Here is a 20,074-nt window from a genome sequence, read left to right on the forward strand (position 1 = left end):
CCCGTTTTTTGCGTGCCCGTCCACAGCGCGCTTTTCCACCTTGTTGTATCCTACGCGTACTTTCCGTCCGCGTGCCCGCCCTTCCGCCCCGCGACACCCCATTACTAAAAACAAAAGGTAACCATGAGTTTATCGAGGCTCATCGCCGGCTTCGTGCGTCAGCATTGGCCGGCGTATGCCGCCGCTGCCGTCATGCTGACAGGCGTGGCAACACTGACCGTCTGGATCCCGCGCCGCGTGGGCGCCATCATCGACGCGCTGGCCGCGCACCGCATGACGGCGGCCGAACTGTGGCTTGAGCTGCTGACCCTGCTCGCCGTCGGCGTCGTCATCTACTTCCTGCGCGTGGGCTGGCGCATCACCCTGTTCAAGGCCGCCTACCAGCTGGGCGTGATGCTGCGCACGCGCTTCTACACGCGCATGTCGCAGCAGGGCGCGTCGTTTTACCAGAACCAGCGCACGGGCGACCTGATGGCGCTGGCAACGAACGACATCGACGCCATCGAAATGGCCGCCGGCGAAGCCATGCTGGCCGGCTTCGACGGCACCCTGACCCTGCTGATGGTGCTCGGCATCATGCTGCTGGGCGTGGACTGGCGCCTGGCCTGCATCGCCCTCCTGCCCTTCCCGCTGATGGGACTGGCCTTCTGGCGCATCTCGAGCCATATCCACACGGCGTCGACGGATTCCTTAAAGCGCTTTTCCGCGCTGAACGACCATGTGCAGGAATCGCTGTCGGGCGTGCGCACCTTGCGCGCGCTGGGCCTGGAAGAGCGCAGCAGCAAGCAGTTTTCCACCCTGGCCGGCCATGCAGCCAACGCCAGCCTGACGGCGCAGCGCTGGGAAGCGGCGTACGAACCGGCCGTCGGCCTGACCCTGACGGCCGCCACGGCGCTGACCCTGGGCCTGGGCGGCTACCTCGTGTGGCAAGACCAGCTGACCATCGGCGCGCTGACGAGCTTTTCCATGTACTTGGGCCAGCTGATCTGGCCCATGTTCGCCGCCGGCTGGGTGCTCTCGCTGATCGAACGGGGCCGCGCCGCCTGGCAGCGCTTGCAGCCGATGCTCGATGCGCCGCTGGCCATCGACGACCACGGCACCATCGCCACCCTGACGCCAGGCCCCCTGCAATTGCAGGACGTCGGCTTTGCCTACGCGGGCCAGACGGCGCCGGCCCTGTCCGGCATTTCGCTGCGCCTGCTGCCGGGCCAGACCCTGGGCTTGGTGGGCCCGACGGGCAGCGGCAAGTCGACCCTGCTGCGCGTGCTGCTGCGCCAGGTGACGCCGCAATCGGTCACAGCCACGTGGAACGGCCAGCCGCTCGACGCCTACACCCTGCACGCGCTGCGCGCTGCCATCAGCTGGGTGCCGCAGGAGTCGTTCCTGTTCTCCGCCACCATCGCCGACAATATCGCCCTCGCCCGTCCCGGCGCCACGCGCGAGGAAGTGGAACGGGCGGCGCAGCTGGCCGACATCCACGACGATATCCTGCAATTCCCCGATGGCTATCAGACGCACGTGGGCGAAAAGGGCATCACCCTGTCCGGCGGCCAGCGCCAGCGTGTGGCGATTGCACGCGCCCTGCTGGCCGACAACGGCTTGCTGCTATTGGATGATGCGCTGTCCGCCGTCGACACGGGCACGGAAACGCGCATCCTGCAGCACCTGGAAGAACTGCGCGCGCGCCGCCCCGAGCGCAGCGCCATCATCGCCAGCCACCGCCTGAGCGCCGTCGTCAACGCGGACCTGATCCTGGTGCTGCGCGATGGCCATGTCACGGAAACGGGCAACCACGACGCGCTGATGCAGCGCGACGGCTGGTATGCCAGCCAGTGGCGCTATCAACAACTGGAGGCCAGCCTCGATGCCATCTAAGACAGACCAAACAGATACAGCCACCCAATCCGTGCGCCGCCAGGCCGCGCAAGCGATCGGTCTGCTGCGCCGCGCCGCCGCGCCCGACCTGCGCCATTTGTATTGGGCCACGTTCTGGCTGATCATCGCCGCCGCCCTCGAAGTGACGGGGCCGATCCTGGGCAAGGCCCTGATCGACCAGCACCTGCTGCCGCGCCACCTCGACTGGACGCGCATGTCATTGCTGCTGGGCGGCTGCCTGCTGACGGGCTGGGTCGCGTCCGGCCTGCGCTATCTGCAGCTGGTGCGCCTGTCCGGCCTGGCCATGCGCTCGGTGCAGCGCCTGCGCGAAACCGTCTACCAGCACGTGCTGCGCCTGCCGATGAGTTTTTTCGACCGCGCCATCACGGGCCAATTGGTCAGCCGGGTCACCAACGACACGGAAGCCGTGAAATCGCTGTACGTGCAGGTGCTGTTCGTCATCCTCGACAGCTCCATCGTGCTGATCGGCACCATGGCCGCCATGGCTTTCCTCGACTGGCGATTGATGCTGATCGTGCTGGCCCTGCTGCCGGCCGTGCTGGTCATCGTCTTCCTGTACCAGCGCTGGAGCGCACCGGCCGTCACGCGGGCGCGCGCCCTGCGCAGCGAGATCAACGGCCAGATCGCCGAATCGATCGGCGGCATGAGCGTGCTGCAGGCGAATAACGCGGAAAAGCGCTTCGGCGCGCGCTTCACGGGCATCAACCAGGACCACTACACGGCGCGCATGCAGGAATTGCGCGCCAACGCCTGGCTGCTGCGCCCCGCGCTCGACATGCTCAACATCGTGCTGCTGGCCGTCGTCATCTTCAGCTTCGGCCGGCGTGAGATGGGCGCCGTGGAAGTGGGCGTGCTGTATGCGTTCATCAGCTACATCGCGCGCGTGATCGAGCCGCTGATCCAGATCACCATGCAGTTCAGCCAGCTGCAGCAGTCGGTGGTGGCCACGGCGCGCGTGTCGGCCCTGCTCGACGAAGCACAGGCGCTCGAGCACGCGCAGGGAAGGGAAACACCGGCCCTGCGGCATGCGCAAACGGGCAGCGAGCTGCCCGCCGTCGACATCAGGAAGCTGACCTTCGCCTACGTGGAAAACCAGCCCGTGCTGCACGAGCTGTCGCTGACGATACCGCAAGGTGCGTTTTTTGGCATCGTTGGCCACACGGGCAGCGGCAAGTCGACCCTGCTGTCGCTGCTGCTGCGCTTTTACCCCGTCACGCAGGGCAGCATCGCCATCAATGGCGTCGCCCTCGACAGCATCGACAACGAGCATTTCCGCGCCGATGTGGGCCTGGTGCCGCAAGACCCGTTCCTGCTGGCCGCCTCGGCGCGTGAAAACATCGACATGGGCCGCGGCTACACGCAGGCGCAGATCGAGACGGCCGCGCGCGCCGCGCATGCGCACGACTTCATCGCGGCGCTGGAACACGGCTACGACACGCCGCTGGGCGAAGGCGGCTCGCGCCTGTCGTCGGGGCAGAAGCAGCTGATCGCCATTGCCCGCGCGCTGGCCGGCCAGCCGCGCATCTTGCTGCTCGACGAAGCGACATCGCGCATCGATAGCCAGACGGAGCAGATCGTGCAGCTGGCCCTCAACGAGTTGCGCGGCAAGGTCACCATCATCGCCATCGCCCACCGCCTGTCGACCATCCGCGAGGCCGACCGTATCATCGTGCTCAATCACGGCCGCATCACGGAAGCGGGGCCGCACGACGCCCTGATGCAGATCGAAGGCGGCCTGTACCAGCGCCTGTACCTGCTGCAGCAGCTGGCGCAGTAGTAGCGCCTTGTCAATGCCGGCCGTGTGCACTTTCGCAAATTTCTGCGTCCCGCATGATCTTTCTTGATTGCAACAGAATATAATCTGTTACAGACAGGTGGTCATTGCGGGAGCGGGACGTTGGCAGGCAGACAGAGACGGGCATCATGGCGAAAGGCGCATTGGCTGCTGGTATTGGCCTGCTTGCTGCCGCCTGCCGTGCACGCCCAGGCCATCAGCAACCTCGAGCAGTATCTCACCGCCGTGCGCGACGATGGCCGCTTCGTGCCCGCGCGCGCCCTGCAGCGCCTGCAAGAGGTGGAAACGCAGGCGCGCAGCGCTCCCCTGCCCATCCGCGCGGAATTCCTGACCCAACTGAGCCACGCCCGCATGCGCCTGGGGCAGAACGACATCGCCATGCAGCTGGCCGAGGAGCTGATCGCCTACGCGCGCCAGAACAAGAGCGACGTGGCGCTGGCGAAAGGCATGCTCAACAAGGCCTACATCACGTTTGCCCGGAACGAACGGCGCGCCTCGCACCTGCTGGCCTTTGAAGCGGAAAAGATCGCCAACCGCACGGACGACTTGCCCGTGCGCGTGCAGGCGACCATCAGCGCAGGACAGTCGTGGGCAGAGGAAGGCAATTTCCCGTTTGCGCTGGCCAAGCTGCAGGCGGCCGTCGACCTGGCGCGCCAGAGCCAATCCCCATCCAGCCTGGCCGCCGCCCTGAACGCCCTCACCTTGCTGTACACGCAGATGCGCGAATACGACAAGGGTTTCGAGGTGCTCGACGAATTGCTGGCCGTGTCCAGCACCCTGGCGTCGCCGGGCCGCATGGCGCAGGCGAAGAATACGGAATACGGGCTGGCGCTCGACGCGCAGCAGCCGCGGCGGGGCCAGCGCGCCCTGCTGGCGGCCCTGGCGCTGGAACGCCAGCTGGGCGCGCGCGGCATGGTCGCCGTCACCCTCGTCAATCTGTCGGACAGCTACCTGAAGGAAGACGACTACGGGCAAACCTTGCGCTACGCGAATGAAGCCATCACGGCGGCGCGCCTCGTCAACGATGAACAGGTGGAAGCGACGGCAAGGCTCAATATCGGCCAGGCGCTGATCGGCCAGGGACGGTTGCAGGAAGGCAAGCAAAGCGTGGCCACGGGCCTGGCCTACTACGAACGCACGGCCAACCAGCCGGAAATGCAGGCCGTGCTGCTGGAATACGGCATGGCGCTGGAAAAGGCGGGCGACCTGCGTGGTGCAGTCACCGCGTATCACCGCGAGCGCGGCATTTCCAACCAGCTGTTCGAAAAGCAGCGGCAAAAGGCCGTGTATGAGCTGCAAGAAAAGTATGAGGCGGAAAAGAAACAGCGCCAGATCGAGCTGCTGAGCCGCGAAAATCAGCTGAAGAGCACGGAAATCGACAACCGCCGCCTGCAGCAGCGCGTGTGGTGGCTGCTGGCGCTGGTACTGGCCATGGCATCCGCCATCGTCGGCTTGCTGTATCGCAAGGTGCGCCACGCGAACGTGCAGCTGAAGGTGAAAAACCAGGAACTCAAGCGCCAGAGCTCGCGCGACCCGCTGACGGCCCTGTACAACCGCCGCCATTTCCAGGAATTCATGCGCAGCCATGCGGGCAAGCCGCAGCCATCCTATGCCGGCGGCGATGTCGTGGGCGCGCTGTTCCTGCTCGACGTAGACCATTTCAAGCACATCAACGACGGCTACGGCCATGCGGCGGGCGACCTGGTGCTGACGACGATCGCCGAAACCTTGCACGACGTGTTGCGAGAAACGGACATGATCGTGCGCTGGGGCGGCGAGGAATTCCTCGCCTTCCTGCCGGCCGTCGCCCGCGACGGGCTCGACGACATCGCGCGGCGCATCCTCAACGGCATGGCGGCGCAAAGCATCGACTACCAGGGGCAGACCATTCAGGTGCATGTGTCCGTCGGCTTTGCGCCCTATCCGCTGGCGCCGCTGGGACGGCCGCTCACGTGGGAACGCAGCGTCAACCTGATCGACATGGCGCTGTACCTGGCCAAGGCGCACGGACGCAACCGGGCGTATGGCTTGCGCGGTTTTCGGCAGGTGGAAAAAACGACACTGGAAGCGGTGGAGCAAGACCTGGAACGCGCGTGGCGCGACGGCTTTGTCGATTTGAGCGTGGTGCTGGGGGGAACGGACGGGGTGGACAAGACGGAGACGGCCGTATCAGGCGGCCAGGCCAGCGAAGGCGTCGCCGCAGCCGCCATCACCTGACGGCAGCTGCGGGGCGCGCTGATGACGTGCTTACTTGTGTGCGGCGTCCTGCATCTTTTCGCCGGCTTTTTCCACTTTCTTGCCCACGGCATCGGCCGCTTCGCTCATTTTCTTGTCGGCGTCAGCGGCGACCTGGTCCATCTTGGCGCCCGTATCGGCAGCGGCCTGGCTCACGGCAGCGTCAGCCTTGGTAGCGGCATCCTTGATGTCGGCTTCAGCCTTGGCAGCGGCCGCATCGATCTTCTGGCCAGCTTGTTCCGCAGGACCGGCGGCGGCGACATCATCCTTCTTCTGGCAGGCAGCCAGTGCCACAACCATCATGCCGGCGGCGCACACGGTCATCCAATTTTTGCTTGCTTTCATGGTATTCCCTTTCGTTGTTATCAAAAGACACAGATCAGTTCGCAATATACACCTGGCTAAAATTTTCTAGCGTGCGCTAACGCACATAAAAACAGGCTTTTGTGGCGTAGTTGTAAGCAATGGTATCTTGATATCTTTTAGCCATGTTTTCCCTGCACCGGATGGGCGGCCTGATAGCCATCCGTCAGGGTGTGCAGGAAGGCGATCACGTCGGCGATCTCCGCGTCGTTCAGGGCTGGCGCCTGGCCCGGCTGGCGGTCGAACGGCGCTTCCACGTTCACGTTCGCCGCCAGGCCAGGCGGCAGGTCGTCGTATTTGCGCACCTTGCCGTTTTTATCCATCGGATACCATTTTTGCGGCGCCGTATCGCGCTGCACGTAAAAACGCAGCACCTGTTCCAGGCTGTCAAAGCTGCCGTTGTGGAAGAACACCTTGCGCAGGGCGACGTTGCGCAGGGACGGCGTCTTGAAGCTGCCGCAATACTCCTTATGCTCCATCAAGTCGGTGCGGTCCGGGCCGCACAAGCCCATGTCGAAGTACGCCGGATCCGCATTGACGGGCAGCTTGCCATTGCGCGGCACGCCGATATTGATCAAGCCGTAATCGGTAAATTGGGGAAAGGCGCCGCCGGAAGTGATCTGGCTGATGTGGCAGGACGCGCAATTGCCCTTGCGTTCATCGTTGAACAGGGCCAGGCCGCGCGCTTCCTGCGGGCTCAACACGGCCTGCTTGCGCAGCACGGCGTCGTACTTGCTCGTGTACGGATAGAAGTCCAACGGGCTTTCCTGGAACACTTCCAGCGACATCAGCGCCCAGCGCAAGGCCTGGCCCGGCTGCGCGAAGATATCCGCGCCATACGTCTGGCGGAACTGCGCCGCCAGAGGGCCGGCCTGCAATTTGGCGACGACGGCGGCCGCATCGCGGTTGCCCATTTCGCGTTTGGAGAGCAAGGGCGCCAGCGCCTGCTCGTGGCCCGACTGGGCGCGGCCATCCCAGTTGCGCCCGCCCGTGGGACCCGCGTCGACGCTGTCATCGCCATCGTCGTCATGAAAATGTTCGGTGAAGGCAGGCGCCGTCTGCAGGTAGCGCAGCGAGGGTGCCGCGCGCGTGCCCGCATCCTTCAATTCAGGGCCGCCCAGCTGCACCGCCAAGCCATTCGGCGGGCCATATGCGTGCTCGGGACTGTGGCAGCTGGCGCACGACATCTTCCCCGAGACGGACAGGCTGGGCTCGAAAAACATGGCGCGGCCCATGGCCGTCATCTGCGCCACCGAAGGCTGGCGTTGCAGGGTGGGCGCATAGGCACCTGCCAGGTAGGCGGGCGGGGCGACGGCCTCTTTTTGCGGCGCGGGCTGGCAGGCGGCCAGCAGACAGGCGGCCACAATGGCAAGCAGCAAGGTGGAGTTCGTTTTCATCATGGGCTGGCAGCGTAGCAATGGCATGTGACAGCTGCGTGACAAAACCCTGCAAAACCTAATGTATCAGGTCCGTACATTACGTCATGTAACAGGCGCTGACATGTCACGCAGCTGACATATTGCCTGCCTAGCATGCGACGTTTTCCACCCAAAAGGCATGCACATGAAACCGCACTCCCGCCCCGTCTTACGTCCCCTGCCTATCCTGCTGTCGCTGGGCCTGGCCGCCTGCGGCAGCAACTATGCGATCACGCCCAGCACCACGGGCCAGGTGATCGGCAGCTACTATGAAAACGCCCAGGTGTGCCTGGAAAGCGCCACCTCCAAACTCACGTGCGACAGCGCTTCCAGCCCCGTGCGCACGGCCGCCGACGGCAGCTACACCTTGGACGGCCAGGGCGCCGTGCTGGTGACCGTCGGCACGGACGCCATCCGCCATGAAGCCATCGGCGACGCGGGCATCAAGGTGACGCAAAAGCTGCTGCTGCGCGCCCCCGCCGGGCACAGCGCCTTCGTCAGCGCCCTGTCGACGGAACTGGCGCAAGTCATGGATGGCAATGGTGGCGACTTTACGGCCGCCAGCGGCAAGCTGGCCGCGCGCATCGGCGTGTCCGAAGCGGGCCTGGCGTCGGACTTCAACAAGGCCAGCGGCGACGAGCTGGCGAAACTGAAGGCGGAAAACGCCAGCGTGACGGCCTTGATCGCCAGCGCCAGCGCACAGGCGGCGCCCGCCGATGCGCTGGCCGCACTGAACGGCAGCTTGGCGCTGAACAATATCCAGACCATCGTCGTCATCTACGCGGAAAACCGCGGCTTCGACAATCTGTACGGCCTGTTCCCGGGCGCGAACGGCGTGCCGGGCGTGAACCCCACATCAAGCGCCGCCTATGTGCCACAGAAAGACATCGACGGCAGCACCCTGCCCGTGCTGCCACCCACCTGGGGCGGCATGACGGCGGCCGGCCAGAGCACCGTCATCACGCAGGCGCAATCGGCCAACCTGCCCAACAAGCCGTTCCAGATCGACGATGCCAATAGCCCGTTGTACCTGCCGCAATCGGTGATCACGCGCGACCTCGTGCACCGCTTCTACAACAACCAGATGCAGATCAACGGCGGCGCCAACGACAAGTTCGCCGCGTATTCCGATGCGGGCGGCTCTCGCATGGGCTATTACGATGGCAGCAAGATGCAGCTGTGGGACATCGCCAAGCAATATGCGCTGGCCGACAACCTCTTCATCGGCGCCTTCGGCGGCTCCTTCCTCACGCACCAGTACCTGATCTGCGCGTGCGCACCCACGTATCCAAACGCGGACACTTCGGTGGCGAAAGGCTCGATCGCGAAGATCGACGTCGACGCCAACGGCAACTTTGTGCGCCTGACGCCATCCGCCACGGCGCCAGGCACGGTCTTGAACGGGGCGCCCGCCTATGCCAACGACGGCGCGCTGACGCCGGCCGACAGCACGGGCATGTTCTACGCCGTCAATACCATGCAGCCGCCGTTCCAGCCCAGCAGCAACGCGCCCGCCTCGGGCGACAGCAGCAAACTGTATGCGGACACGGGCAAGGCCAATACGCTGCCGCCGCAAACGCAGACGAATATCGGCGACCTGCTCTCTGGCAAGAACATCGACTGGGCCTGGTATGCGGGCGCCTGGAAGGACACGACGGCCCTGGCCACGGCCAGCGCGCGCGCCGGCAGCTTCCCGAATCCGCCCAACTTCCAGTTCCACCACCAGCCGTTCAATTACTTTGCCAACATGGACCCCGTAAAGGCGCCCGCCTACCGCGCCGCCCACCTGCGCGACTTCGACAGCCAGTTCCTGGCCGACGCGGGCGCCGGCAAGCTGCCGCCCGTGACCTTCTACAAGCCGCAGGGCAATTTGAACCAGCACCCGGGCTACGCCAGCGTGGCCGACGGCGATGCGCACATCGCCAGCGTCATCGCCCAGCTGAAGAAAAGTCCGCAATGGAAAAGCATGCTGGTCATCGTCACCTACGATGAAAATGGCGGCTTTTATGACCACGCCGCGCCGCCGAAGGGCGACCGCTGGGGTCCGGGCACGCGCGTGCCGGCCATCCTCGTCTCGCCGTACGTGAAAAAGGGCTTGGTCGACCATACGCAATACGATTCGGCCTCGATCCTGCGCGCCATCACGCACCGCTTCGCCCTGCCCGTGCTCGATGGCTTGAGCACGCGCGACAAGGCGCTGGTGGCCAATGGCGGCAAGCCCATGGGCGACTTCAGCGCGGCGCTGGCGCTGGTACCGCAAGAGTAAGGCTGAGTAAGGCTGAAAAAATGCGCCCGCCCGATTTGACCGCGGCGGGGGTGTTACCTGCTGACGCTACTGGCCGGGGGACGCATCGAGCAGCGAGCGTTCGAGCAATTGCGACAGCGCCGTGCGCAGCGTCTGCGTGCGCGCCGCCAGTTCCGGCCGCTTGTAGCGCTCGGCGGCGATCAGGCTGGTTTCCAGGCAGACGCGGTCGCCCTTGGCCAGGCAGGCGTCGGCCAGGTCGAGCTGGGCGCTCGCTTGCGCCACTTTCACCTTGGCGTCGAGTTCCAGGGTGTCGGGATCGTCGCCCCAGCGTTTCACGTAGATGGCCAGGCGCGTGGCGGCCAGCTCCGGCTTGCCCGCATCGAGCGCCTGCTTGACGCTGTCCTGCAGCGCCGTCCACGCCTGCGCCCGCTGCTGTTGTTTGTCGCATGCGGCGGCGGACTTGGTGATGCTCGCCTGCAAGCGCTTGATGTGGGCGGCGGGCGCCTTGGCGCTTTTCAGCACGGCCAGCGCGCTGCGCGCCCCATCGAGGTCGCACTGCGCCGCCAGCGCAGTGGCGGCCTCGACCTGTTCCGCAACGCTGGCCGGCTTGTCGGCGGGCTTGTTGTAAAACCAGATGCCGGTCAGCACCACCGCCGCCGCGATCCACGTGCGCAAGCGCACGGGCGGGCGCGGCGGCGGCACCGAGCCTTTGCCGGCAGGCTTGGCGGGCGGCGCCTTGGCCGGCGCGGCAGGCGCTGGCGGCAAGGGTACTGGAGGGACAGGCTTGGGAGCAGGCGCGGCAGCGGGCTGCGGTGCAGGCTGCGGCACGGGAATGGGCGGAGCCACGGGCACCGGGGGCGGCGCCACTGCTTTCTCCAGAACAGGCGCCTGCGCCACCTGGCGCGTACCGCAAAACGGGCAATGCGCCACGCGCAGCGGCAAGGTTTGGCCGCACGCGGCGTTGATGCAAACGTCATTCACTGTTTCAAGCACATTCCAACCTTTTCCTGGAGTCATTCCACTGCGTTCTGCCGCAATATTACCTTACGCAAGCACCACAGCGGCGCACCCGCACCGTGTTCCGCAGCCTTGATATCGATCAAAAAGCATCGGCCGCCGCGGCCTAAGCTGGAAGCACCGGCCAAGGACAAGGAGAACGCCATGCCAGCCCACCTGATCATCGAAGACGGCCAGCCCTGGTGGGACAGCGCCGATATCTGGGTCGTGCCGGGCACTGATCCGAATGGTTCGCCGGGTGCGCCCATCGCCGGCACCAGCAATTACCTGTGGGGCCGCGTGCACAACACGGGCAACAGCGCCTCGAACGGCGTGCGTGTGGATTTTTACTGGGCCGATCCTTCCGGCCAGATCGCCGTCGGCGCCGCCACACAGATCGGTTCCGCGTTTGCCGACTTGCCGCCCGGCGCCACGCAGGAAGTGCTGTGTCTGGTGCCGTGGATGCCCGTCATCGTCAATGGCGGCCACGAATGCCTGCTGGCCGTGGCCCATGGCCCGGGCGACGTCAACCCGCTGCCCGATCCCCTGCCCAACGGCTTTCCCTTCCAGCCCAAGCAGCACGAGCAGATCGCCCAGCGCAATGTCAACGTCGTGCTGGCGGCAAGGCGGGCGCAATTGCTGAGCATCGCGGTGGCGGCCCTGCACCGCGCGACGAAAAAAGTGGAGCTGCAGATTGAATATGGCGGCGAGCTGCCCGAGCGCCTGCTGGCCACCCTGGGGCTGGAGCGATGGCAGCCGGCCAGGGACGCACGCCTGGTAGCGGGGCTGGTGCGCACGCCCCATTGCAATGGCGATGCGCCCGGCGAGCAAAAGCTGGTGCTGGAAGTGCCGCGCGGCCAGGCGCAGGCCGTGTACCTGAGCGTGCGCGCCGAAGCCTTGCCGCCACGCCAGTATGCGCTGCTGCGCGTGCTGGAAACGCGCGACGGCAAGGTCATGGGCGGCGTTACGTATGTCGTCACCGATCTCGAGAACGAGCAAGCTCAAGAGCCCGCGCAAGAACAGCACAGCCCCGAGGAGCAAGCATCATGAGCGATACCCCCCTGCAGGTGCTGACGCGGCCGTTCGCGATCGAGCCCGTCACCAATATCATGCTGCCCGATGGCATCTTCGACAATGCCATCTATGGCTTGCGCATCGCCGCCCACGTCACCAATATGTCCGGCAGCGCCCTGACGAATGTCACCGTGTACCTGGAAAGCGTGGGCGACCCCGGCATCGTGCCCGTGGCGCGCACCTTTTTCTTTGCCAGCATTCCCGCCGGCGCGGCCATGCTGGTCATGTGGGATGCCGACTTCCAGCATGCGACACCCGGCAAGCGCCTGGTCAGCTTCGTCGCCAAGGCGGACGGCCACACGCCGCACCGCTCGATCCAGCAAATCTTCGTGTCACAGACGCGCTTCGACAGCGCCACCAACACCTACACGTGCACGGTCGAGGAAGGCACGCTGGAACTGTCCAAGCCGCAAGGCCACCTGCCGGGCAAGCGCTGGGGCAGCACGGGCACGGATGGGAAGGAGTGCCGCTGCCCGCCCGGTCTGGGGCCCATCGTGCCGACCGGCATGACCCTCGTCTGGACGCCGAACCCCGCTTATGCGGGCACGCACGGAGACTTGCCGTTTTCCGACCCGTGGTGGAAAGTGCTCGCCATCATCATTGCCATCATCGCCGCATTGGTGGCCATCATTGCCGCTGCGCTCGGTTCAGGCAAAGCCAGCTTCAGCGTGGGCGGCACGTTCGAGGAAACCGATCCCAGCGTCGATTGCTGTTCGCTTGAAGGGGCCGGCTCGGGCCAGCCCGAATTCACGGTGGCGGGCGTGGCCTCGGCCATCGCCTCGGGCGCCATCGCCGTCGCCTGCTCCGATATCGCGGACCCGTTCTGGCGTGGCCAGGAAGCAACACCACCGGCCGCCGGCGAACTGACCCTGGCCGAGCGCGTGGTGGCGAAATGGGTGTTGCCGGAAGCGCCGAACGCCGGCCTGCCCTACACGGCCGACATCAGCTGGGAGTATCAGCGTTTCACGACGGGCGCCATCTACCAGCATGCCGTCACCGAAACGCAAGTCAACATCCACGTGGCGGGGCCCGTGGAAACGGATACGCCCGCCGTCGTGCAGGCCTACGAACCGCTGTGGATACGCGCCAGCTTCAAGCGCGACAATGGCAATGTGTTCCGCGGCACGGAACTGTATGCCTTCGTGCTGTTCCAGGCGCCGCAAGGCCTGTATTTCGTCGAATCGCTGACCGATGACGGCCTGGGCTTCGACCCGGGCGCCAACGATGGCGTCTACGCAGGCAGCCTGGACTTGAAGCGCGCTTACCGCACCCTGCTGCAATATGATCAAAAGGTCTACGGCACCTGGAGAGTCTTCGTCTTCGCCCAGGACGTCAACCTGACCAAGCCCGGCACGCCGCCCGAAATCGCCGCCCAGCACATCGGCGGCATGTTCGTCGCCAGCGCCATCGAAATCACCTTCGACGACACCCTGCCCTGCCCGCTCAAGGCGCAGGCAAATATCGTCGTGGTGTAGTAAGAAGCAAGGTCAGGCGTAGGTCGCGTAGGTCGGATTAGCGCGGCAAAGCCCCGCGTAATCCGACAATATTGTTGGCACCGCGCGCACGCGAAAGGCAACAGAGGAAGTATCCTGGGGCAGGCAACATCTCCCCGGCCTTGTATCAGCCGTTCTTACACCTTGACGCTTTCAGCCTTGGCAATGACCGTGCGCGGAATGATATCCGTCGCCGGGCAAGTATCCATCGCATCCGAATACGCAAGCCAGCGCTGCAGGCTTTCCATGCGGCGAATCGTGATGCCCTTGCCATTGATATAGCCGATCTGCTCGAAATTGGCGGGGCTGGTGGTCAGTTTCGACACGGTGGGCGCATTGTCGACCAGGCGGTCGTAGGCCTTGCGCGCCTTGTGCTCCCACTTGGCCAGCACGGGGTCGTCAAAGCGGTTGCTTTCAAAATACACGGTGATGGTGCGGTCGTGGTTGGCAAAGCCGACGATGGCCGCGCCCTTGCGTATGGTCAACAGGACATCTTCCTTGACGCCCGTGACGGGAACGAAGACGGCGGCGCGCCCATCCGTATCCGGCCGCTCCATGGGAATATCTTGTCCGATTATGCTCATTACATCACACTCTTCGTCATCGCCTGTTGGCTTGTTGTCCTGATATGAAAGCGTGGAACCGCGCCGTGCGTTTGCGCGCTGCGCCGCCGCTCCAGGCTCTGTCCAACCCTGCCGTATAGCCATTTCTCAATAATACATTGCCGGAAAGCACTACACAAGATAATCAGGGGCGCAGGCAGCCGGTCCTCCGCCGGATGGGGAATGGCGGCGCCCGGGGCAATCACCTTATAATGCTGCGATTACTTCACGTCCCACACCTTCGCACCATGACGCTTCCCGAGAATGACACCAGCCGGCTCGACGCCATTAGCGCCGCCGCCACCGAAGTGGCCGCGCAAAACGTGGCCGACCTGCTGGCCATGGCCATCTGCCACCGCCCGGACGAACCGTCCCTGATCGTCTGCGACAAGCGCAGCTGGCTCAACGTCGTGCTGACGGAAGCGTATCGCCAGGCCTTGCCGGACGCGGCCTTCATCGATTTCGACGAGGTCACGCCCGATGCCGTGCTGGCCGCGTTTGCCGAACTGCCGGCCGGCAGCCTCGTCGTGCTGATCCAGTCGACCAGCTTCCGTCTGGAAGCGTTCCGCATCCGCATCGAGCTGTTCAAGCGGGGCCTGAAAGTCATCGAGCACGTGCATCTGTCGCGCATGCCCGGCGTGCAGGGCTTGCACTACATCGCCTCGCTGGCCTACGACCCCGCCTACTACCGGGGCGTCGGCCATGCGCTGAAGGCGCGCATCGACAAAGCCCGCCACGGCATGGTCGACAGCGGCGGCGAGCAGCTGGTCTTCGCCTCGCCATTCGAGGGCGCGAAGCTCAATATCGGCGATTACAGCGGCATGAACAATATCGGCGGCCAGTTCCCGCTGGGCGAAGTATTCACGGAAGCGCAGGACCTGGAAGCGGTGAACGGGCGCGTGCGCATTTTCGTTTTTGGCGACACGCACTTCATGGTCAACCGTCCCGACACGCCGATCACGCTGATCATCGAAAAAGGCCGAGTCACTGGCACGGAAAACGCCACGCCGGAATTTACCGCCATGCTGGAGATCATCCGCGCGCACGAAGGCGAAGTGTGGGTGCGCGAACTGGGCTTCGGCATGAACCGCGCCTTTTCGCGCGAACAGCTGGTCAACGACATCGGCACGTATGAACGCATGTGCGGCATCCATCTGTCGCTGGGCGCCAAGCATGGCGTCTACACGAAACCGCAATTCAAGCGCAAGGATGCGCGCTACCACGTCGACATCTTCGCCGTCACCGAAGCCGTCTACCTCGACGACGAGCGCGTGTACGCCGATGGCGCGTGGACGGTGGAGCCGGTCGCCTTCAGCTAAAAAATCCCGCCGCTTCCAGCTCGCGGTCCCACGGCGGCACGGGCTGGTATTCGGCCACGAGGAAATCGATCAGCGCGCGCACCTTGGGCGACGGCTGGCGGCTGGCCGGATACAGGGCGCTCAAGTGATTCAGGGGCAGCTCCCAGTCCGTCAGCACGGGCACCAGACTGCCATCGAGCAGATTGCGCCAGGCGAGGAAGGTGGTGCTGTAGACGATGCCGAGACCCCGCTGCGCCGCCTGGTGCAGCACCAGGCCGTTATTCGCCGTAAACCCCGCCTGTACGCGCACGCTCACCTCTTCGCGCGACTCGCCCTCTCCACGCTGGAAATGCCAGTTCGTGCCATCGGTCAGGTGGCTGAAATGCAGGCACTGGTGCCGCAATAGCTCTTGCGGCGTCTGCGGCACGCCCCATTGCGCCAGGTAGGCGGGACTGGCACACAGCACGGCGCGGCACGGCGCCAGCGGGCGCATGGCCAGCGCGCTGCTGTCCGGGATGCCGCCCACGCGTATCGTCAAGTCAAAGCCGTGGCGTATCGGGTCGAGCAGCGCATCATCGACAAACAATTCGGCCTGCACCTGCGGGTGCAGCAAACTGAAACGGGCGACGGCGTCGGCCAGCCACGCGCTGCCGAAACTCGACGGCGCCTGGATGCGCAGCGGCCCGGCCAGCTCCGCCCCCGCCCCGGCCTGCGCCACGTGCGCCACCATGCGCGCCGCTTCCTGCGCCTGGCTGACGGTGGCCATGCACGGCGCCAGGTAGGCGCGGCCCGCGTCCGTCAGACTCACTTCGCGCGTGGAGCGGTGCAGCAGGCGCGCATGCAGGCGCTCCTCCAGCTGCATGATGGTCTTGCTGACCATGGCCCGCGTCAGGCCCAGGCGCTGCCCGGCCACCGTAAAGCTGCGCTGGCGCGCCACCTCGACAAAGATTTCCATCGCTTTTAATTGATCCATGTCAAAGATTGTCTGTGTTTTGGCGACAATCTGTCAACCGCTGGGCGATTGTTTGCCGCCCGCGCCCATCCTACAATGGCGCTTTCCACTGACCTCAGGAGCCGCCGCCATGCTAACGATCGAACAACAAGAACAGTATCAACGCGACGGCTACATCATCCTGCCCGGTTTCAAGGGTGCGGACGACATCGCCGCCCTGCGCGCGCGCGCCGAGCAGATTGTCAACGAATTCGATCCCAGCGTCAGCCAGTCCATCTTCACCACGCGCGACCAGGCGAAGAACACCAACGATTATTTCCTCGCGTCCGACAACACCATCCGCTGCTTCTTCGAGGAAGAAGCGTTCGGCCCGGACGGCCAGCTGAAGCAGGCGAAATCGCTGTCGATCAACAAGATCGGCCACGCCATGCATGACCTGGACCCCGTCTTCCGCGCTTTTTCGGCCGACCCGAAACTGGCCGAAGTGGCGCGCGACCTGGGCCTGGCGGATGCACAGGTGTGGCAATCGATGTACATCTTCAAGCAGCCCGGCATCGGCGGCGAAGTGCGCTGGCACCAGGACGCCACGTATTTCGAAACCACGCCCATCAGCGTGACGACCTTCTGGTTCGCGCTGGAAGACGCCACCCTGGACAACGGCTGCCTGTGGGCGGAACCGGGCGGCCACCGCGGCCCCCTGCGCGAACGTTTCATCCGCAACGGCGACCAGGTAAGAGTGGAAAAACTCGATGCCATGCCGTGGCCCGACGACAGCACGGCCGTACCCCTGGAAGTCAAGGCGGGCGCCCTCGTCTGCTTCCACGGCTTGCTGCCCCACTACAGTGCGCCGAACCGCTCGCCTGTGTCGCGCCACGCCTACACCTTGCACGCCACCGACGGCCAGACGCAATACGCGGCCCACAACTGGATCCAGCGCGACGACTCCTTCCCCGTGCGGGGCTTCGTCTGATGCGCATCGACGTCTTCGCCGCCCACTGGGGCAATAACGACCTGCCGCCCGACGTCTTCATCGACAAGGTGCTCGATGCCGGTTTCGACGGCATCGAGATGTCGCTGCCGCTGGACGCGGCCCTGCGCGAGGAATGGACGGATCGCATCGCCAAGGCGGGACTGCAGCTGATCGCCGCACAGTGGGAAACCGTGTTCCACAGCGACTTCGAACTGCACCGCGCGGCTCTCGCCGAACTGCTGGAAAACGCCTGCCTGGCGCGCCCCGTGCTGGTCAACACCCACACGGGCAAGGATTTTTATACGCAGGCACAAAACGCAGAACTGCTCGACCTGGCCGCCGCCATCTCGGCCAGGCACGGCGTGCCCATCGTGCATGAAATCCACCGCAGCCGTTTCAGCGGCCACCCGATGCTGCTGCTGCCGTATCTGCAGCAGTATCCGCACCTGCCCTTGACTGCCGACCTGTCGCACTGGTGCTGTGCCTGCGAATCGCTGCTGGAAGACCAGCCGCACACGCTGGCGCAAGTGCTGCCGCTGGTGCGCCACGTGCACGCGCGCGTCGGTCATGCGCAGGGTCCGCAAGTGGCCGACTTCCGCGCGCCGGAAGCGAAAACTGCGCTCGACGCCCACCTGGCCTGGTGGGACGCCATCGTCGCCCTGCGCCGCGCGGCCGGCGCCGAGCGCATGACGTTCACGCCGGAATTCGGCCCCGCGCCGTACACGCAAACCTTGCCGTGGACGCAGCAGCCCGTGAGCGACGCGTGGGAACAGAATGTCGCGATGCTGCAGCTTTTACGCCAGCGCTATCCGGCAGATTAAGGAAACTGCGCAAAATTGGCCTGCACGAAATCGATGAAGGTGCGCAGCGGCGCGGGCAAATGGCGCCGGCCCGCATAGTATAAAAACGGGCCGGGAAAGGGCATCGCCCAGTCTTCCAGCACGGGCTGCAGCTGGCCCGCATCGATATACGGCTGCAGCCACTCTTCAAACAGATAGACGAGGCCATGGCCGGCGATGGCCATGCTGACCGCAAAATCAGCCGCCGTCGGCGTGACGATCACGGGGCCGTCCGGCTCCACGCTCACTTTCTGCCCGCCCCGCTCGAACTCCCACGGTGGAACCGCGCCGCTGAGGAATTTCCCCAGCAGGCAGGCGTGCTGCAGCAGGTCGCGCGGATGCACGGGCACGCCGCGCTGCGCCAAGTAGGATGGCGCTCCCGCCACCGCGAAGCGCTGCGTGCGCGGGCCGATCGGGATGGCGATCATGTCCTGCTCCAGCCGCTCGCCATAGCGGATGCCCGCGTCGCAGCCACTGGCGACGACATCGACAAAATTATTATCGACCACCAGCTCGACCCTGATCTGCGGATAGGCGCGCAGGAACTGGTCGACCATGGGTTGCAAGAAGAAGCGCGCCGCGTTGACCGGCACGTTCAGGCGCAAGGTGCCGCGCGGGCTGTCGCGCAAGTCGTTCAGCACGTCGAGCGCGCTGCTCACTTCATCGAGCGCCGGGCGCAAGCGCGTCAGCAGCAGTGCACCGGCCGCCGTTGGCGTCACGCTGCGCGTCGTGCGTTCCAGCAGGCGAATGCCCAGCTGCTGCTCCAGCCGGCGCAGCGCTTCGCTCATGGCGGACGCGGACTGCCCGCTGGCGCGCGCGGCCTGGCGAAAACCCCGGTGCCGGGCCACCAGGGCAAAGGCGGCCAAATCGGCCATGGAAGGGCTGTCTGCATGCATGGGAAGAGCTTTCATTGTGCGTAAATGAGTACAGCCTGTGCCGGATTGACCCGATTATCATACAGCGCAATCGGCCTTACGATGGCTGCTCTTGTCCTCAACCATCGCACAGGAGCTGCCATGCACACGTATTCCCCCGCCCGCGACCAATTCACGCCCGCCCATTGCGACATCGCATTCAACCGCCTCGGCTACGGCGCCATGCAACTGGCCGGCCCGCACGTCTGGGGGCCGCCGAAAGACCGCGCCGCCGCCGTCGCCGTGCTGCGCGAGGCCATCCAACTGGGCGTCAACCATATCGACACGTCGGACTTTTACGGCCCGCACGTCACCAACCAGATCATCCGAGAAGCGCTGCATCCCTATCGCGACGGCTTGGCCATCGTCACCAAGATCGGCTTCATGCGCGGCGCCGACCAATCCTGGCAGCCGGCCGCATCACCACGGCAGCTGCGCGACGCCGTGCACGACAACCTGCGCAACCTGGGCCTGGACGTGCTCGACGTGGTCAACCTGCGCGCGCCGGGCATGGCCGGACCTGACGGCTCGTCGCTTGCCGGGCCGCTGGACACGCTGGTGCAGCTGCAGCGCGAAGGCCTGGTGCGCCATATCGGCCTGTCCAATGTCGATGCGTCCCAGGTGGCCGAGGCACAGCGCATCAGCCCTATCGTCTGCGTGCAGAACCACTACAACCTGGCGCACCGCGCAGACGATGCGCTTATCGACTCCCTGGCCGCGCAAGGCATCGCCTATGTGCCGTTCTTCCCTCTGGGCGGCTTTTCGCCGCTGCAGTCCGATACCTTGAACCAGGTGGCGGCCACCCTGCAAGCCACGCCGATGCAGGTGGCGCTGGCCTGGCTGCTGCAGCGTGCACCGAACATGCTGGTTATTCCCGGCACCTCGTCGGTGGCGCATCTGCGCGAAAACATCGCGGCCGGCGCGCTCACGCTCGACGCCCAGGCGCTGGCGGCATTGAGGTCGCTTGCAACTAAGTAGCGCACT

The 20,074-nt window shown here is 65.2% G+C and carries 16 protein-coding genes; 10 read left to right on the top strand and 6 right to left on the bottom strand.

The window, feature by feature from the left end; all coding sequences use genetic code 11:
• Positions 1–123 precede the first annotated feature (123 nt).
• The 3 genes from AC4BCN_RS24540 (at position 124) to AC4BCN_RS24550 (ending at position 5,908) form a co-directional block, all read left to right on the top strand.
• Entirely contained in the window at positions 124–1,875 is a 1,752-nt protein-coding gene (locus AC4BCN_RS24540) for an ABC transporter ATP-binding protein (protein WP_490491964.1), read from the top strand.
• Positions 1,865–3,673, top strand: coding sequence for an ABC transporter ATP-binding protein (locus AC4BCN_RS24545; RefSeq protein ID WP_490491965.1), 1,809 nt, complete (start codon positions 1,865–1,867; stop codon positions 3,671–3,673). The genes AC4BCN_RS24540 and AC4BCN_RS24545 overlap by 11 nt, the downstream gene beginning before the upstream one ends.
• Before the next feature lie 174 nt (positions 3,674–3,847).
• Complete coding sequence (locus AC4BCN_RS24550) at positions 3,848–5,908, top strand: sensor domain-containing diguanylate cyclase (protein ID WP_490491966.1); 2,061 nt, start codon at positions 3,848–3,850, stop codon at positions 5,906–5,908.
• Between the two features lie 30 nt (positions 5,909–5,938).
• On the opposite strand, the gene AC4BCN_RS24555 is transcribed toward AC4BCN_RS24550, so the two are convergent.
• Both AC4BCN_RS24555 and AC4BCN_RS24560 read right to left on the bottom strand, forming a co-directional pair.
• Positions 5,939–6,271: a hypothetical protein gene (locus tag AC4BCN_RS24555; protein ID WP_034747273.1), complete on the bottom strand. Its 333-nt coding sequence runs from the start codon at positions 6,269–6,271 to the stop codon at positions 5,939–5,941.
• A 137-nt stretch (positions 6,272–6,408) separates the two neighbouring features.
• Positions 6,409–7,689 carry a cytochrome-c peroxidase gene (locus tag AC4BCN_RS24560; RefSeq protein ID WP_490491967.1) on the bottom strand — a complete coding sequence of 427 codons (1,281 nt, stop codon included), beginning with the start codon at positions 7,687–7,689 and terminating at the stop codon, positions 6,409–6,411.
• A 163-nt stretch (positions 7,690–7,852) separates the two neighbouring features.
• On the opposite strand from AC4BCN_RS24560, the gene acpA reads away from it, so the two are divergent.
• The gene (gene acpA / locus AC4BCN_RS24565; protein WP_490491968.1) at positions 7,853–9,973 is read left to right on the top strand and encodes an acid phosphatase; all 2,121 of its coding nucleotides are present in this window, start codon (positions 7,853–7,855) and stop codon (positions 9,971–9,973) included.
• A 66-nt stretch (positions 9,974–10,039) separates the two neighbouring features.
• Here the strand turns inward: acpA and AC4BCN_RS24570 are convergent, their stop codons facing one another.
• Positions 10,040–10,945 (bottom strand): hypothetical protein, encoded by a 906-nt coding sequence (locus AC4BCN_RS24570; protein WP_490491969.1) that lies wholly within the window; start codon positions 10,943–10,945, stop codon positions 10,040–10,042.
• 168 nt (positions 10,946–11,113) lie between these two features.
• Here AC4BCN_RS24570 and AC4BCN_RS24575 point away from each other — a divergent pair, with 168 nt between their 5' ends.
• Complete coding sequence (locus AC4BCN_RS24575; protein WP_490491970.1) at positions 11,114–11,998, top strand: hypothetical protein; 885 nt, start codon at positions 11,114–11,116, stop codon at positions 11,996–11,998.
• On the top strand, positions 11,995–13,497 hold the full coding sequence (locus AC4BCN_RS24580) for a hypothetical protein (RefSeq protein ID WP_485881123.1): 1,503 nt from the start codon (positions 11,995–11,997) through the stop codon (positions 13,495–13,497). Before AC4BCN_RS24575 ends, AC4BCN_RS24580 begins: the two co-directional genes overlap by 4 nt.
• Before the next feature lie 155 nt (positions 13,498–13,652).
• Here AC4BCN_RS24580 and AC4BCN_RS24585 read toward each other — a convergent pair whose 3' ends face one another.
• On the bottom strand, positions 13,653–14,072 hold the full coding sequence (locus AC4BCN_RS24585; RefSeq protein ID WP_080698430.1) for a hypothetical protein: 420 nt from the start codon (positions 14,070–14,072) through the stop codon (positions 13,653–13,655).
• Between the two features lie 293 nt (positions 14,073–14,365).
• Between AC4BCN_RS24585 and AC4BCN_RS24590 the strand changes: the two genes are divergently transcribed.
• Positions 14,366–15,436 carry a M29 family metallopeptidase gene (locus tag AC4BCN_RS24590; protein ID WP_490491971.1) on the top strand — a complete coding sequence of 357 codons (1,071 nt, stop codon included), beginning with the start codon at positions 14,366–14,368 and terminating at the stop codon, positions 15,434–15,436.
• Here AC4BCN_RS24590 and AC4BCN_RS24595 read toward each other — a convergent pair.
• A complete protein-coding gene (locus tag AC4BCN_RS24595; protein WP_490491972.1) occupies positions 15,429–16,388 on the bottom strand; it encodes a LysR family transcriptional regulator in 960 nt (319 codons plus the stop codon). The genes AC4BCN_RS24590 and AC4BCN_RS24595 overlap by 8 nt on opposite strands.
• 109 nt (positions 16,389–16,497) lie before the next feature.
• Between AC4BCN_RS24595 and AC4BCN_RS24600 the strand changes: the two genes are divergently transcribed.
• Both AC4BCN_RS24600 and AC4BCN_RS24605 read left to right on the top strand, forming a co-directional pair.
• Positions 16,498–17,337, top strand: a complete 840-nt coding sequence (locus AC4BCN_RS24600) for a phytanoyl-CoA dioxygenase family protein (protein WP_456150869.1) — start codon at positions 16,498–16,500, stop codon at positions 17,335–17,337.
• A complete protein-coding gene (locus AC4BCN_RS24605; protein ID WP_490491973.1) occupies positions 17,337–18,158 on the top strand; it encodes a sugar phosphate isomerase/epimerase family protein in 822 nt (273 codons plus the stop codon). Before AC4BCN_RS24600 ends, AC4BCN_RS24605 begins: the two co-directional genes overlap by 1 nt.
• Here AC4BCN_RS24605 and AC4BCN_RS24610 read toward each other — a convergent pair.
• A complete protein-coding gene (locus AC4BCN_RS24610) occupies positions 18,155–19,072 on the bottom strand; it encodes a LysR family transcriptional regulator (RefSeq protein WP_490491974.1) in 918 nt (305 codons plus the stop codon). The two genes, AC4BCN_RS24605 and AC4BCN_RS24610, sit on opposite strands and share 4 nt — an antisense overlap.
• A gap of 120 nt (positions 19,073–19,192) precedes the next feature.
• Here AC4BCN_RS24610 and AC4BCN_RS24615 point away from each other — a divergent pair, with 120 nt between their 5' ends.
• Complete coding sequence (locus AC4BCN_RS24615) at positions 19,193–20,068, top strand: aldo/keto reductase family oxidoreductase (RefSeq protein WP_490491975.1); 876 nt, start codon at positions 19,193–19,195, stop codon at positions 20,066–20,068.
• Positions 20,069–20,074: the final 6 nt, after the last annotated feature.

This window comes from Janthinobacterium sp. Bl 1, assembly GCF_058215535.1.

Excerpts from the sequence above, each read along its gene's own strand:
- AC4BCN_RS24540 (WP_490491964.1), top strand. The coding sequence starts at position 124 with ATGAGTTTATCGAGGCTCATCGCCGGCTTCGTGCGTCAGCATTGGCCG.
- AC4BCN_RS24545 (WP_490491965.1), top strand. The coding sequence starts at position 1,865 with ATGCCATCTAAGACAGACCAAACAGATACAGCCACCCAATCCGTGCGC.
- AC4BCN_RS24555 (WP_034747273.1), bottom strand. The coding sequence starts at position 6,271 with ATGAAAGCAAGCAAAAATTGGATGACCGTGTGCGCCGCCGGCATGATG.
- AC4BCN_RS24560 (WP_490491967.1), bottom strand. The coding sequence starts at position 7,689 with ATGATGAAAACGAACTCCACCTTGCTGCTTGCCATTGTGGCCGCCTGT.
- acpA (WP_490491968.1), top strand. The coding sequence starts at position 7,853 with ATGAAACCGCACTCCCGCCCCGTCTTACGTCCCCTGCCTATCCTGCTG.
- AC4BCN_RS24575 (WP_490491970.1), top strand. The coding sequence starts at position 11,114 with ATGCCAGCCCACCTGATCATCGAAGACGGCCAGCCCTGGTGGGACAGC.
- AC4BCN_RS24580 (WP_485881123.1), top strand. The coding sequence starts at position 11,995 with ATGAGCGATACCCCCCTGCAGGTGCTGACGCGGCCGTTCGCGATCGAG.
- AC4BCN_RS24585 (WP_080698430.1), bottom strand. The coding sequence starts at position 14,072 with ATGGAGCGGCCGGATACGGATGGGCGCGCCGCCGTCTTCGTTCCCGTC.
- AC4BCN_RS24590 (WP_490491971.1), top strand. The coding sequence starts at position 14,366 with ATGACGCTTCCCGAGAATGACACCAGCCGGCTCGACGCCATTAGCGCC.
- AC4BCN_RS24595 (WP_490491972.1), bottom strand. The coding sequence starts at position 16,388 with ATGGATCAATTAAAAGCGATGGAAATCTTTGTCGAGGTGGCGCGCCAG.
- AC4BCN_RS24600 (WP_456150869.1), top strand. The coding sequence starts at position 16,498 with ATGCTAACGATCGAACAACAAGAACAGTATCAACGCGACGGCTACATC.
- AC4BCN_RS24605 (WP_490491973.1), top strand. The coding sequence starts at position 17,337 with ATGCGCATCGACGTCTTCGCCGCCCACTGGGGCAATAACGACCTGCCG.
- AC4BCN_RS24610 (WP_490491974.1), bottom strand. The coding sequence starts at position 19,072 with ATGCATGCAGACAGCCCTTCCATGGCCGATTTGGCCGCCTTTGCCCTG.
- AC4BCN_RS24615 (WP_490491975.1), top strand. The coding sequence starts at position 19,193 with ATGCACACGTATTCCCCCGCCCGCGACCAATTCACGCCCGCCCATTGC.